Here is a 13,055-nt window from a genome sequence, read left to right on the forward strand (position 1 = left end):
CATGACAACAGGCAAGAGACGAACTGCACAAGCGCGGGCACCAGCGCGACAAACCGTGTCGGAAGGGCCCATGCCCAAGACGGCTGTCGTGTTCATTCACGGCATAGGCGAACAGCGCCCGCTTGAGACGCTCAGAGAGTTCGTTGAAACGGTCTATCGCCGTGACCCCACGGTTGCGAGCATGGCCGCTGGCCCTGATGGGCTGCTCAGCATATCTGTGGTGCCCGATGATGTGACGGGGTCGGCCGAATTGCGCCGGATCACCACGCTCAAGGACGGACCAGCCAAGCGCACTGATTTCTTCGAATTGTACTGGGCGGACATCATGGACGGCACGCCCGTCGACATGGTGATCGGCTGGATCCGAATGCTGGTGCTGCGCTCCCCCTGGCGTTTGCCGGTGTCGACAAAGGTCAAACGGGCCTGGGCGATCCTGGCAGCCATCTTCATCCTGTGTGCGGGGGCCGCGCTGATCTCTGCTGGCGCCGGGATCACGCAGTTGACCGAGGGCCCACCAGCAGACCCTGCGCTGGTGTCGCGGCTGGCGATTGTCCGCGACTGGGTGGCGGGACTACTGGTGGCCGGTGGGGTGCTGTGGTTGCTGGTTTCGAGCATGCGTGTCGGTTTCGAGATGAAACGCGTCGCACTGCTCGGGCCGGTTCTGATCATCGTCGCCGGTTTCGCGCTGGCGGCCGTACCACCGATATTGCTGGGGTCGCTGCCGTTCTGGGCGGCGACGCTTGCGGCGTTTTCCGGGTGGGCCTTGCATAGCGTGGTCACGCCCTTTGCCGGCGATGTGGTGCGCTATGTCAGGGCCACGCCCAGCACGGTCGAGCGTCGCAGACTGGTGCGCGAGCGCGGCCTGGCTTTGCTTGAAGCACTGCACAAGCGGCGGCTGGATGGCACGACGCTGGAGAACTTCACCCAGGGCGACGGCAATAATCGCCCGGCTTATGACCGTATCGTGCTGGTTGGACATAGCCTGGGTACCATCATCGCGTACGATATCCTGCAATTGTTCTGGCAGAAGCACGGCCCCACCCACCATCAGGACTGGGAGCCTGATGCACCGGGCGTGCAGGACGCCCTCAAAGCCTGCGATGCCTATGTGAAATCCGCCTGGGCGGATCCAGAGTGTGCGCCGTTCGACATGACGGGGTTTGCGGCCGCGCAGACTGCGCTGTCTGAGGTGTTGGCGAAGCAGCGCCCGGGCTGGCGGATCAGCGACTTCATCACGCTGGGGTGTCCGCTGACACATGCGGAGTTCCTGCTGCTCGACAGCCGCGAGCAGGTCGAAGAGGCGGCCAAGGAGCGGTGGTTCGCGACCGCGCCGCCACACCCGGATTCCTTCCTGAAGGACACCATGCTGTTCTCGCGCACTGGTCTGGCGCTGAGACAGGACAAGTCAGAAGAGCCGCACTTTCCGCACTTCGCGGCCCAGTTTGCGGCAGTAAAATGGACCAATATCTACGATGAATCGACCAACCCGCTGCTCGGCGACCTGATCTCTGGCCGGCTTTCGGGCGAGTTCGGCCCTGGCATCCACGAGCATGGGGTTTCAATCAAGCGGCCCGGCCTGCCGGGTTTTCTGGGGCGGGTGTTCACCCATACGCAGTATTGGTCCTGGCATGACAGCTACGCGCCAAGTGCCGCAAACGCGGCGGCGGCTGATGTGGCCAGGGCAAATGCGGATGAAGCTGGGCGTCGCGAATTGATCTGGCACAATGTGCCCGACCACATTCGCCTACTCCGAGTAGCGCTCCGTCTGGGTACGTGAAGGGCGCCAGAAGCCGGCATAGTCGCCGGGTCTGCCGAGGTGCGGACGCGGCTAGCTTTGGGCGCCACCAAGTTGATCCCAGGCGGCTACCGCATTGGCGGAGTACATCAGCGATGGCCCGCCGCCCATATAGATTGCCATGCCCAGGGTCTCCTGAAACTCGGCCCGAGTGACACCCAGCTTGATCAAGGCTTCAGTGTGAAACCCGATACAGCCATCGCAGTGGATGGCGACCGCAATGGCCAGCGCCATGAGTTCCTTGGTCTTCTTGTCGAGTGCACCATCGCGGCTGGCTGCTGCGGCCATGGCCGAAAAACCAGCCATCACATCAGGGATGTCCTTGCGCAGGATCTTGGCGCCAGCGGAAATTTCCTTGGTGATATCGGGGTAGCTCTTCTCGCCCATGGCTGGTTTCCTGACGGCTGACTGATGACGGGCACCATCAAGCACAGCAGGGCTTGCTCAGCCTTGCGCCAGATCAATTGCTGGCGCGCAAAAGCCGGGTGGCTTCAGTAATGGGGTGGTGGCGGCTCGCTGGAGGGGTCGGCAATATGGACGCCCGAGCGGACCTGCTCTTCAATGGTGCCCAGCTTGCGCGTGAGCATATCGATCTGCCGCCACTGTGCGGTGATAGTGGCGTTAAGCTCGTCAATGGTGTGGTCCTGAAAGGCCACGCGGGTTTCCAGCGCTTCCAGGCGATCGGCGATATCGGTCATGGCGGATCCTTCGGTTTGGCCGGTTCTAGCGCAACGCGGCGCATTCGCCCAGCCAGCCAGAGGCACCACGGACCGTTTGTGAGGGTGTTCACCTTGGCGTGCGCATTGACGTAAAGGGAAACCATTTGGCGTGCTAGGGATTGTTCCTGCCAAGCAATAGCAATGGCGGACCCCGCGCATGGCGAACACAGACACAGTTTCACGCCCGATACAGTCTACGCTCGATGCGGACAGACGCGATATGCTTGGGCTGGTGCTAAGCGGCGCGTTGCCACTTTCGCTTTTCGTGATCGCCAATGGTCTGGCCGAGCTCAATGGTATTGTGCCGCTGTTTTTTGCGCCATTCGGTCTGCCTGGCTGGTTCGGTGCAGCTGTGCATATCGCCAGCCTGCCGCTGTTTGGCGTGGCCCGCTGGATGGTGGCTGATCGCGGTAGCGATGGCCGGCATGCGGGATGGTGGCTGGTTGGCCTGATGGCTGGCAGCATTACCCTGCCATTTCTGGTAACCCCGCTGGATTCCCTGATGTTGAGCCTGGTCGCGATGGCGCTGTTGGTAACCGCACTTTCGGCAATCCTGCGCGTAGCCAAAGTGTCGCCCAAGGCTGCGCTAATAATGCTGCCCGGCGTATTTTGGATGGGGCTGAGTGCCTTTATCGGCTTGAGCCTGCTGGCCGGCTGGGCACCGCCTTTTGGGCTGACCAATCACAATGGTCAGGCGATGCAGCCGAACTAGGTTACGCCGGGGTGCGTGCTTGCAGTTCATGCCTATCCGCGCCATGTGAGGGGCAGAAAAGGATTTGCCATGACCAAAATGCTGAAAATCGATGTGTTCACCGACGTTGTCTGCCCCTGGTGCGTTGTAGGGTCGGCGCGGCTGGACAAGGCGATCGCAGCATTGCCGGAAGACATCGAGGTCGTGGTGGAGAACCATCCGTTTTATCTCGACCCCAATACGCCTGAAGAAGGCGTCAACGTGATCGAAATGCTGCGCGAGAAGTACGGCCGCGATCCCCGTGAGATGTGGGACCGGGTCGAGAGTGAGGCCAAACGGTTGGGCATTGATCTGGACCTGAGCAAGACCGAGCGTCGCTATCCGACCAAGAAGGCCCATACAGTGACCCGGCTGGCCAAGCCACTGGGTGTGCAGCATGAACTGGCCAATGCCATTGCCAATGCCTATTTCCTCGAGCATCGCGACATCCACGACGACAATGTGCTGGCCGATATCGCCGTCGCGTTCGGCATGGATCGCGGCGATGTGCTTGATGCAATCAATGACGAAAATGAGCTGGAGATTACCGAGCAGCTGGCCACGGACGCGGCGGCACAGGGTATTCGTGGCGTGCCATTCTTCATTTTTGGTGAAAAGTACGCGCTGTCGGGCGCCCAGCCTGACGAGGTGTTTGACCGCGCGCTGGCCCAGACCATCGAAGAGCTCTAAGGCCAAGTCAGGCCATCGGATCGCTGGCGCAATGGTGCCAGTGGTGTAAATTCGGCACCTGTGATTTGCCGGGGTTTGGTTTGTGAAGCTGTTGTTGCGCGTTCTGCTCATCGCCGTTGTGGCGCTGGTGATCTTCTATGGCGGTGTGTTTGGCTATGTGTTCGTCAACCAGCGGGCACTGCAATATTCTCCCGACGGACCGATAACGGCGCTCGCCGACACTGAATTGAGCGCGGCTGAAGCCGTTGCGATTGCCTCCGGCGATGGGGTTATCAATGGCTGGTACCAGGCACCTCAGACGGGCAAGCCGGTGATCCTCTATTTCAAGGGCAATTCGGGCAGCTTCAGCGAAGAGCATAGTCGTTTTGAGCAATTCGCGGATGCCGGCTATGGTTTTCTGGCCTTCGACTATCGCGGTTTTCCGATGTCACCGGGTGAAATCAATCAAACCAACATTCTGCAGGACGCCACCAGCGCTTTTGACTGGGTGAGTCAGAAAGGCTTTCCCGTTGTGATCTGGGGGCGTTCGCTCGGCTCGGGTCCATCCACCTATGTGGCCAGTATTCGTGAGGCAAAGGCACTGCTGTTTGAGGTGGGCTTTCTGTCGGCCCTGACGGTGGCCAATGAGCGCTATCCGTTCCTGCCAGTCGGGCTGGCCATGGCTGACCGTTTTGAGGTCAATGAATGGATACTTGATGTCAGCGAGCCAGTGCTTGTGGCGCATGGCACAGGCGATGAAACAATCGATGTCAGCAATGGCGAGCGGGTATATGCGCTTGCGCCCAATCCGGACGCGCTGTGGATCGTGCCAGAGGCGGGGCATAGCGATCTGTGGGCGCTGGGTCTGTGGGCGCGTGCTGATGCGTTCTTCCAGCGGGCAATGGCCGCACAGTGAGCTCTCCAGTACCATTTGCAACGCCGATGTCGGCGCGGCGCACCGCGCTGGTTGGCGGGCTGATGGTGGCAGCTGGTCCGTTATCGATCTCGTTATATGGACCTGCGCTGCCCACCATTGTCAGCGAGCTGGGCACCACCGATGCCATGGGCAAGCTGTCGCTGGCGGTGTACTTCGGCGCTTTTGCGCTGGCGCAGCTGGTGTGCGGCCCGCTCTCGGATAGTCTAGGGCGTCGCAAGGTCACCGTGCTGTTCCTGATCTTCTACGTGGTTGGCAGTCTGGTGGCGGCTTTGGGCGCCAGCGTCGAGATGCTGCTGCTGGGTCGCGTGTTGCAGGGTATAGGCGTGTCAGTCGGTGTTGCCCTGTCGCGGGCCATGGTGCGCGATCAGTTCACCGGCGCTGAATCGATCCGTATCATGACCCTGATCAATCTTATCCTGACGGTGGCGCCCGCCATTGCGCCGACGCTGGGCAGCGTCATGCTGCTGTTTGGCAGCTGGCATCTGCTGTTTCTGGTAATGGGCGCCTATGGCCTGGGCCTGATTGCGCTGACGCAATGGGCGACGCGCGAAACCCATCCGGTAGCTGCGCGGGTGCCGTTTCGACTGGGTAGCGTCATGCGCAATTACGGGGCGTTGCTGACCTCCTCGGCCTTCATGATTCCGGGTCTGGTACTGGCGCTGTCGTTTGGTGGTTTTTACGGCTTCGCCGCACTGTTGCCGTTCGTGCTGATCGGGGAGATTGGACTGAGCACGTTCCAGTTCGCCATGGTCATGCTGATCCAGACTGGCTCGTTCATTGCTGGCAATGTGCTGGCAGGCTACGCCGCGTCGCGCTTGACCGGCACGCGCATGGTGCAGGTCGGGCTGGTGTTGATCGGGCTGGCCGGGATCGGCTTTGCGATCGGCTTGCGGCTCTATCCAGACGCGGTGCTGGCCGTGATGCTGCCAGTGGCGCTGTGGATGCTGGCCATGGCCTTTATCGGACCGAGCACCACCTCTGCTGCCATGGCTGGCTTTGGCAGCATTGCGGGCGCCGCAGGGGCCATGACAGGGGTGTTTCAGATCGGTGGCGGCTTTGTCGGCTCGACGTTGGCAAGCCTGGCCTTCGCCACCGCCAGCGATGCGCTGACCACACTGATCCCGGTCATGGCGGGGCTCACCATTGCGGTGGCACTGCTGCACCGGATCGCGTTTCGCTCCAAGAGCATCCACCCGCCGCAGACCTGAGTGTCAGCAATGCCGGGTCATCGCGTCAATCAGACACGACAAAACGCCGCCCCGAAGGACGGCGTTTCAAATTCTTGAACGCTCAGGCGCTTAGTTGCGCGGCGTAGCTGCTGCACTTGGACGCGCGGGCTGACCCGGACGCGACGTTGGAGCAGGAAGACCGCCTTCACGCTGTGCGCGCTTGCGAGCCAGCTTGCGAGCGCGACGGATCGCCTCGGCCTTCTGGCGAGCCTTCTTCTCAGATGGCTTCTCGTAGTAGTTACGAAGCTTCATCTCGCGGAAGACACCTTCACGCTGCAGCTTCTTCTTAAGCGCACGGAGCGCCTGATCTACGTTATTATCGCGAACGACTACTTGCAAAGGTCAACCGCCCTTTCGAAGCTTGGACATGTGGGTTTGGATCGTGGCGCCGGAACAAAATACCCCGTCGCCGACCAGCAGGGCTGATCACCGTGGGGCGGTCTATAGCCCAGCCTTGGGGTCTTGTCCACCGACTCGTGGAGAAAAACCAAGGAAGTCTCGCGGTCGGACTTGTTCACAGCACCGGCACGCGAAACAGTCGCAGAGATGATTTTGCTCATGGAGGCAGGGATATGACAAGTGCGTTGGTGTTGCTGCCCGGTTTGAACTGCGACGAACGGCTGTGGCGCGATGTGATAAGCGGGCTGGACGCCGCCGTGGAGCCGCTGGTGGCTGACTATGGAGCCGCCGATTCCATAGCGGGAATGGCAGCGTCCGTGCTGGCCAAGGCCCCTGAGCGGTTCGCACTGGCCGGCTTGTCGATGGGCGGCTATGTGGCGCTCGAAATCATGCGGCAAGCCCCGGAACGGGTTGAGCGTCTTGCACTGCTCGATACGGTGGCGGGCGCGGATGATGATGCGCGCAAGCAGACGCGGCGCGCCGGTATAGAGGCGGCAGAGCAGGGCAAATATGGTCTGGTGATCCGCACCATGCTGGCCGGTCTAGTGGCGCCACAGCATCTCGATACAGCTATTGCCGCTGACGTGCTGACAATGGCGGAACCCACCGGGGCGCAGGCCTATATACGGCACCAACACGCCATCATGGGGCGAGATCGACTCGCGACCGTCACTGGCCGATATTGCCGTGCCGACGCTGGTGGGTGTGGGCGCGCTGGATATGTTGACGCCACCGGCGCTGGCCGAGGAGATGGCCGCAGCGATCGCGGGCGCGCAACTGGTGCTATTTGCCGAGGCGGGTCACATGTCCACAATGGAAGCACCTGAAGCCGTTGTCGCGGCTATGAGCGGCTGGATGGCGCGCTAAAGCAGGCCTAGCGGCGGCGGGTGATGCGATTGACATGGCCCATCTTGCGGCCTGGTCGTGCTTCGGCCTTGCCATAAAGATGGGGTTGGGTGTTGCCATCAATCTCGCCCGGGACCGTATTGACGGCGTCGCCGATCAGGTTCTCCATCACGACATCAGCCATCCGGGCGGGATCGCCCAGCGGCCAGCCGAGCACGGCGCGGATGTGCTGCTCAAACTGATCGGTGAGGCAGACTGCCTCGGTCCAGTGACCCGAATTGTGCACGCGGGGCGCGATTTCGTTGACGATCAGGCTGGGGCGCTCTTCACCCGGCACAACGAAGAACTCAACGCCCAACACGCCGACATAGTCGAGCGCCACCACAATGACCTTGGCCAGCATGGCTGCGTGTTTCTCAACGCCGGGAGCGATATCGGCAGGTACAGTGCTGGTGTGCAGAATGTGGTTGGTGTGCACGTTTTCCGCGGCGTCGAAGCTTTTGACCTCGCCACCGGCATTGCGAGCCACGACCACCGAGATTTCCTTCTCGAAGGGCACGAAGGCTTCCAGCACCAGAGGCTTGGGTTCGAGCGCCGCGAAGGCGCTTGCAGCGTCCTGCGGGGTGCGCAGGACGCGCTGGCCCTTGCCGTCATAACCCAGCCGTGTGGTCTTGAGGACGGCGGGCAGGCCGAGCGCCTCGATGGCGGCCTCCAGATCGGTCAGGGATTCGATAGCGCGATATGATGCGACCGGAATGTTCTTGGACGCCAGAAAGGTCTTTTCGGCGAGCCGGTCCTGGGAAATGGCCAGCGCATTGGCGCCGGGGCGCAGCGGCTTGCGCGCGGCAAGGAACTCCGCGGTTGCCGCCGGGACGTTCTCGAATTCATAGGTAATGACGTCGACGGCGTCAGCGAAGGCCGCCAGCGCCGCTTCATCATCATAGGCGGCAACGGTCTTGTGCGGCGTGACCTCAAAAGCGGGGCTGTCGGGGTCGGGGCAAAAGATGTGGGTGCGCATGCCCAGTCGCGCGGCGGCCATAGCCAGCATGCGGCCGAGCTGACCACCACCGAGAATGCCAATCATGCTGCCAGCGGGCAGAGGGGTCGTATCGTGGGCCACAGGCTACTCGGTATCGGCAGGGAACATGGGAACAGACTCGGTCTGTCGGGCGCGGTAGGCGTCGAGGCGGTCGGCCAGATCTTCATCGGACAGGGCCAGCACGGCGGCGGCGATCAGGGCGGCGTTGATGGCGCCTGGCTCGCCAATGGCCAGGGTGCCCACCGGAATGCCGCCGGGCATCTGGACGATGGAGAGCAGGCTGTCCTGGCCGCTCAGGGCCTTGGAGCGCACTGGTACGCCAAACACCGGCAGTGGCGTCATGGCGGCGATCATGCCGGGCAGGTGGGCGGCGCCGCCAGCGCCGGCAATGATCACCTTGAAGCCTTCGGCCCGGGCATTGCTGGCAAATTCGACCAGTCGATCGGGCGTACGGTGGGCAGAGACGATGCGCGCTTCATACTCGACCTCGAGTGTTTCAAGGGTCTCGGCGGCAAGGCGCATGGTGGGCCAGTCGGACTGGCTGCCCATGACGATGGCGATCTGTGGTTTGGTGAGCACGGCCGATTCCCCTATCGGTCTTTGCAAAGCGCGGAACTAGCCCAAATGTTGCCACACATCAAGCGCGGGGCACCATCAGGCGATGATGTCGGGCAGGAGAATGTTCTCCAGTTCAACGATGCGATCCTTGAGCGCCAGCTTGCGCTTTTTCAGACGCTGCAAAAGCATGCGATCGGCGACGTGAGACTCAGTCAGCGTATCGATGGCAGCGTTGAGATCTGAGTGTTCCTGGCGTTTTGTGGCCAGTTCCAGACCGTACTGGGCTTCTTCTTCTTTGGTCAGCGACAGCATGAATTCGAACGCACCCCAGCGCCGTGCAAGATACCCTTGGTTAACCGATCACGGGACGTTTTGCACCCGATTTTCGGTCGCTGTACGAAGACAGTCGACAAGCCGTGAATTTTTTGTGACGATCAGGTGTCCATAGAGGCTTTCAAGGAGTTGTCATGACGACTGAAGGGCATATCGCGGCGCTCGAACGGCGCCATCAAGAGTTGGACCGCCAGATCCAGGCCGAAATGCAAAGTACCAAGGCCGACAATCTGATGGTTAGCGCGCTCAAGCGCAAAAAACTCGAAGTGAAGGACGAAATCTACCGGTTCAATACAACAAGTTAAACCGCGGCGCGGAATTTCCCCCAGTTGGGGTGAAGGGTCACAGCAGAAGCTGCGGCCCTTTTTTATTGCCCGGTTGCTGGCGTTATGGGCTCAAAGGCCCAAGAAGACGCCACGGAAGCCGTCCCAGACCAGCTTGAGCGCCAGCAGGAATACCAGCCAGTAAGCGATGCGGTAAAACAGCTTCATCGAGATGCGGCGCACCAGGAAGATGCCGGCGAAAACGCCAACAATGCCGACCGGAATGAACATCGCCGATAGCTGCAGATTGTGCACGTTGAGCTGTCCCAGGAAGAAATAGGGGATCAGCTTGGATGTGTTGACGATGGCAAAGAAAACCGCCGAGGTGCCCGCATAGATTGCGGGTGGCAGGCGCTGGGGCAGCACATAAATCTGAAAGGGTGGGCCACCGGTGTGGCTGATAAAGCTGGTGAAGCCGGCAAAGCTACCCCAGAAGATTCCCCAGGGCTTTGAGGGCGGCAGGCCCTCGAGCTTCTTGCGAATGGGCAGCAGCGCATCAAGGATGAACAGCAGGGTGATAACGCCGACAAACAGCAGCACGGCGGCGTCGGAGACAAAGGCCCAGAGCACCCAGCCCACAATTGTGCCGACCGCTGCGCCGGGCAGCATCATGCGCAGCACCCGCCAGTCGACTTCCTTGCGATAGGCGTAAACGGCGATGGCATCCATGGCCAACAGGACAGGCAACATTACGCCAGCGGCATCGCGCGCAGGCATGATCAGGCTGAGCAGAGGCACGCCGACCATGCCCAGGCTGCCAAGCAACCCTGCCTTGGACAGGCCAACAATAAGCACAGCGATGACGGCGATCGTCACGAAATAGGGATCAAATATGGGCATGGAAACAGTCCGGAGAGGTGCGTACTAGTCGGTACGCTTCGTCTCGTCTTTGTCAACCGGTGTCGCCGAACTATCTGCCTTCATGGCCTCGGTAAGCAGGCCCATGGCATTGCGCACCATGCCGATATAGGCCTTTTCATCTTCGCGCACTGCGAAGCTGTCCTTGAGCAACTGGTTGTCATGCGCCTCAAAGGCGCTGGCCAAGCGTTCTGCCTCTTCAGGCTCGTGTCCCAGTTTGACGAGGACTTTGGTGCCCAGATTGATGGCGGAGCGGAACGTCTCGCGCTCGAAGACCTCGACACCCATGGCCATCAAATCGTGGGCGTGACCGCGATCGACTGCGCGGGCGGCAATGGTGACATGGGGGTAGTGGCGATGAATATTGCGGGCAATGGCCAGAATGCGGTCGCGACCACCCACGGCGATGACAACCAGTTCGGCGTTCTGGACGCCCGCGGCGTGTAGCAGGTCCAGACGCGAGGCATCGCCATAGAACACTTTGACGCCAAAGCGCCGTACCAGCTCGATCTGCACCGGATCGTCGTCGATCAGGGTCATGTCGAAACCCTGGGCGCGCAGCATGCGGGTGACAATCTGGCCGAAGCGGCCATAGCCGAGCACAACTATCTTGCGATGTTCGTCAATGTCGTCATCGGCACGATCCGGACTGCGCGCATCAAGGCGCGGTGCAATCAGCTTGTCAAAGACCAGCAGCAGGAGCGGCGTGGTGATCATGGAGAGAGCCACGGCCACACTCATGGTGTCGTAGTCGGCGGCAGCAATGGCATTTTCGGTGCGGGCCAGTTGCAGCACCACAAAGGCGAATTCGCCCGCCTGACTGAGCATGATGGCGAATAGCATGCGATCGGCAAAATGCATGCGGAACATCGAGGCGAGCCCGAACAGGATGGCCATCTTGATGACGACCAGTCCAATTACGATCACCAGAATGCGGATGGGATCTGTGGCCAGCACCGAAAAGGCAATCGACATGCCCACCGAGATGAAGAACAGCCCGAGCAGAAGCCCCTTGAAGGGCTCCAGATTGCTTTCGAGTTCATGACGGTACTCGCTATCAGCGAGCAAGACGCCGCCGATAAAGCCGCCCAACGCGGGCGAGAGGCCAAGATACTGGGTGATGACGGCAGCGCCGACCACCATGGCCAGCCCCATTGCAGTAAAGGCTTCGCGTACCTCGGTGCGGGCGACATAGCTGAGCAGCGGACGCACGACATAGCGCCCTGCGACCAGCGCGGCGACAAAGGCCCCGACCACTGAAATCGGCATGATCCAGTCGACGGGACTGTCGAGGGCTTCGACGGCCTGGGTCACTTCGGCGTTCATTGCCGCGCCGCTGCCAGCAATGGCCAGTAGGGGTATCGCGGCCAGCACCGGAATGATGGCGACATCCTGTACCAGCAGCACGGCCAGGCTGGCGCGCCCGGTATCGGTGGTAGTGATGTCGCGCTGTGCAACTGTCTGCATGGCAATGGCGGTGGACGACATGGCCAGAGCCAGCCCCATGATGACCGCAACGTTCCAGTTCACCCCGGTCAGTGTCAGCAGCACGCTGATCACTGCGGATGTGGCAATAATCTGGGTCACCCCAAGGCCAAGCACCTTGTGGCGCATGCGCCAGATTTCGGAGGGCTGTAAATCCAGGCCGATCAGGAACAGCATCATGACGATGCCGAATTCGGCGATGTGGCGGGTGGTTTCGGTGTCTGACACCAGACCCAGCCCATAGGGGCCGATCAGAATGCCGGCTGCAAGATAGCCCAGCACGGTGCCAAGGCCAGCGGCTTTGGCCAGGGGGACCAGCGCAACGCTGGCCGCCAGGAGCACGAAAATGGCCAGCAGGATGTTGTTTTCCATTCTGCCAGCCGTTCCTGCTTAGTTGTCGGTGTCGTTAGGGATCGACTTGAGCTTGGAGAACACCGAGTCCGCATCGAAATCGTCCTGCGCTTCGGCGGGACGGTGATCGTTGGCGGCAAACTCGCCATCTTCGTCGCTGTGACCGCGGGCGCCGGAACGGGCCAGCGCTTCCTCGGCCGTCATCAGCATGGTGCCTTCGGCCAATTCGTCAACGCCCGGACCACCCTTGGAGGCGCGACGCACTTCAAGATCGAGATCGATCTGGCTGCACAGGCCCAGCGTTACGGGGTCCATGGCGGCGAGGTTGGCGGCGTTCCAGTGGGTGGATTCACGGACCGAGTCGATGGTCGACTTGGTGGTGCCGACCAGACGCATGATCTGGGCGTCCTTGAGTTCGGGATGATTGCGCACCAGCCACTTGATGGCGTTGGGGCGTTCATTGCGACGCGAAATCGGCGTGTAGCGTGGGCCCTTGCGCTTGGCAGCGGCAACGCGAACCTTGGGCTCGCTCAGCTTGAGGCGATAGGCTGGATCGCCCTCGGCCTTTTCGATTTCTTCGCGGGTCAGCTGACCGTTCTGGATCGGGTTGGCACCCATAATGCCGCCGGCGACATCGCCATCGGCAATGCCCTGAACTTCAAGTGGGTGAAGCGTGCAGAAGGCGGCGATCTGGTCGAACGACAGCGCAGTGTTGTCAACGAGCCAAACGGCAGTCGCCTTGGGCATCAACAGTGGCTGGGTCATGATAAATCTCTCCTGCAGG

The 13,055-nt window shown here is 61.2% G+C and carries 16 protein-coding genes; 7 read left to right on the plus strand and 9 right to left on the minus strand.

Going from position 1 to position 13,055, the window contains the following annotated elements:
• Positions 1-70: 70 nt before the first annotated feature.
• The gene (locus AC0L37_RS02255; RefSeq protein ID WP_282222110.1) at positions 71-1,777 is read left to right on the plus strand and encodes a hypothetical protein; all 1,707 of its coding nucleotides are present in this window, start codon (positions 71-73) and stop codon (positions 1,775-1,777) included.
• A gap of 51 nt (positions 1,778-1,828) precedes the next feature.
• On the opposite strand, the gene AC0L37_RS02260 is transcribed toward AC0L37_RS02255, so the two are convergent.
• Positions 1,829-2,182: a carboxymuconolactone decarboxylase family protein gene (locus AC0L37_RS02260; protein WP_282222109.1), complete on the minus strand. Its 354-nt coding sequence runs from the start codon at positions 2,180-2,182 to the stop codon at positions 1,829-1,831.
• A 104-nt stretch (positions 2,183-2,286) separates the two neighbouring features.
• Positions 2,287-2,493, minus strand: coding sequence for a SlyX family protein (locus tag AC0L37_RS02265; protein ID WP_269370193.1), 207 nt, complete (start codon positions 2,491-2,493; stop codon positions 2,287-2,289).
• A gap of 241 nt (positions 2,494-2,734) precedes the next feature.
• Here AC0L37_RS02265 and AC0L37_RS02270 point away from each other — a divergent pair, with 241 nt between their 5' ends.
• From AC0L37_RS02270 to AC0L37_RS02285, 4 genes are all read left to right on the plus strand, one after another.
• A complete protein-coding gene (locus tag AC0L37_RS02270) occupies positions 2,735-3,226 on the plus strand; it encodes a tryptophan-rich sensory protein (RefSeq protein WP_473314095.1) in 492 nt (163 codons plus the stop codon).
• Positions 3,227-3,295: 69 nt separating this feature from the next.
• Positions 3,296-3,934: a DsbA family oxidoreductase gene (locus AC0L37_RS02275; protein ID WP_269370196.1), complete on the plus strand. Its 639-nt coding sequence runs from the start codon at positions 3,296-3,298 to the stop codon at positions 3,932-3,934.
• Between the two features lie 94 nt (positions 3,935-4,028).
• On the plus strand, positions 4,029-4,829 hold the full coding sequence (locus AC0L37_RS02280; RefSeq protein WP_282222107.1) for an alpha/beta hydrolase: 801 nt from the start codon (positions 4,029-4,031) through the stop codon (positions 4,827-4,829).
• Entirely contained in the window at positions 4,826-6,058 is a 1,233-nt protein-coding gene (locus AC0L37_RS02285) for a multidrug effflux MFS transporter (protein WP_282222106.1), read from the plus strand. Before AC0L37_RS02280 ends, AC0L37_RS02285 begins: the two co-directional genes overlap by 4 nt.
• Before the next feature lie 90 nt (positions 6,059-6,148).
• On the opposite strand, the gene rpsU is transcribed toward AC0L37_RS02285, so the two are convergent.
• Positions 6,149-6,418, minus strand: a complete 270-nt coding sequence (gene rpsU / locus AC0L37_RS02290; protein ID WP_212656851.1) for a 30S ribosomal protein S21 — start codon at positions 6,416-6,418, stop codon at positions 6,149-6,151.
• Positions 6,419-7,165: 747 nt separating this feature from the next.
• Here rpsU and AC0L37_RS02295 point away from each other — a divergent pair.
• On the plus strand, positions 7,166-7,345 hold the full coding sequence (locus tag AC0L37_RS02295; RefSeq protein WP_473314100.1) for an alpha/beta fold hydrolase: 180 nt from the start codon (positions 7,166-7,168) through the stop codon (positions 7,343-7,345).
• Positions 7,346-7,352: 7 nt separating this feature from the next.
• Here the strand turns inward: AC0L37_RS02295 and AC0L37_RS02300 are convergent, their stop codons facing one another.
• From AC0L37_RS02300 to AC0L37_RS02310, 3 genes are all read right to left on the minus strand, one after another.
• Positions 7,353-8,408, minus strand: coding sequence for a 5-(carboxyamino)imidazole ribonucleotide synthase (locus tag AC0L37_RS02300; protein WP_473315302.1), 1,056 nt, complete (start codon positions 8,406-8,408; stop codon positions 7,353-7,355).
• 39 nt (positions 8,409-8,447) lie between these two features.
• Complete coding sequence (gene purE / locus AC0L37_RS02305) at positions 8,448-8,912, minus strand: 5-(carboxyamino)imidazole ribonucleotide mutase (RefSeq protein WP_212659048.1); 465 nt, start codon at positions 8,910-8,912, stop codon at positions 8,448-8,450.
• Positions 8,913-9,017: 105 nt separating this feature from the next.
• Positions 9,018-9,224 carry a YdcH family protein gene (locus AC0L37_RS02310; RefSeq protein ID WP_212659049.1) on the minus strand — a complete coding sequence of 69 codons (207 nt, stop codon included), beginning with the start codon at positions 9,222-9,224 and terminating at the stop codon, positions 9,018-9,020.
• A 164-nt stretch (positions 9,225-9,388) separates the two neighbouring features.
• Between AC0L37_RS02310 and AC0L37_RS02315 the strand changes: the two genes are divergently transcribed.
• Positions 9,389-9,559 carry a YdcH family protein gene (locus AC0L37_RS02315; protein ID WP_212656853.1) on the plus strand — a complete coding sequence of 57 codons (171 nt, stop codon included), beginning with the start codon at positions 9,389-9,391 and terminating at the stop codon, positions 9,557-9,559.
• 90 nt (positions 9,560-9,649) lie between these two features.
• Here AC0L37_RS02315 and AC0L37_RS02320 read toward each other — a convergent pair whose 3' ends face one another.
• From AC0L37_RS02320 to AC0L37_RS02330, 3 genes are read right to left on the minus strand one after another with little or no spacing between them, the layout of a single operon-like run.
• Complete coding sequence (locus AC0L37_RS02320) at positions 9,650-10,417, minus strand: sulfite exporter TauE/SafE family protein (RefSeq protein ID WP_212656854.1); 768 nt, start codon at positions 10,415-10,417, stop codon at positions 9,650-9,652.
• Between the two features lie 24 nt (positions 10,418-10,441).
• A complete protein-coding gene (locus tag AC0L37_RS02325; RefSeq protein WP_212656855.1) occupies positions 10,442-12,292 on the minus strand; it encodes a monovalent cation:proton antiporter-2 (CPA2) family protein in 1,851 nt (616 codons plus the stop codon).
• An 18-nt stretch (positions 12,293-12,310) separates the two neighbouring features.
• Positions 12,311-13,036: a DUF1013 domain-containing protein gene (locus AC0L37_RS02330; RefSeq protein WP_212656856.1), complete on the minus strand. Its 726-nt coding sequence runs from the start codon at positions 13,034-13,036 to the stop codon at positions 12,311-12,313.
• Positions 13,037-13,055 lie beyond the last annotated feature (19 nt).

This window comes from Devosia sp. J2-20 (assembly GCF_055808475.1).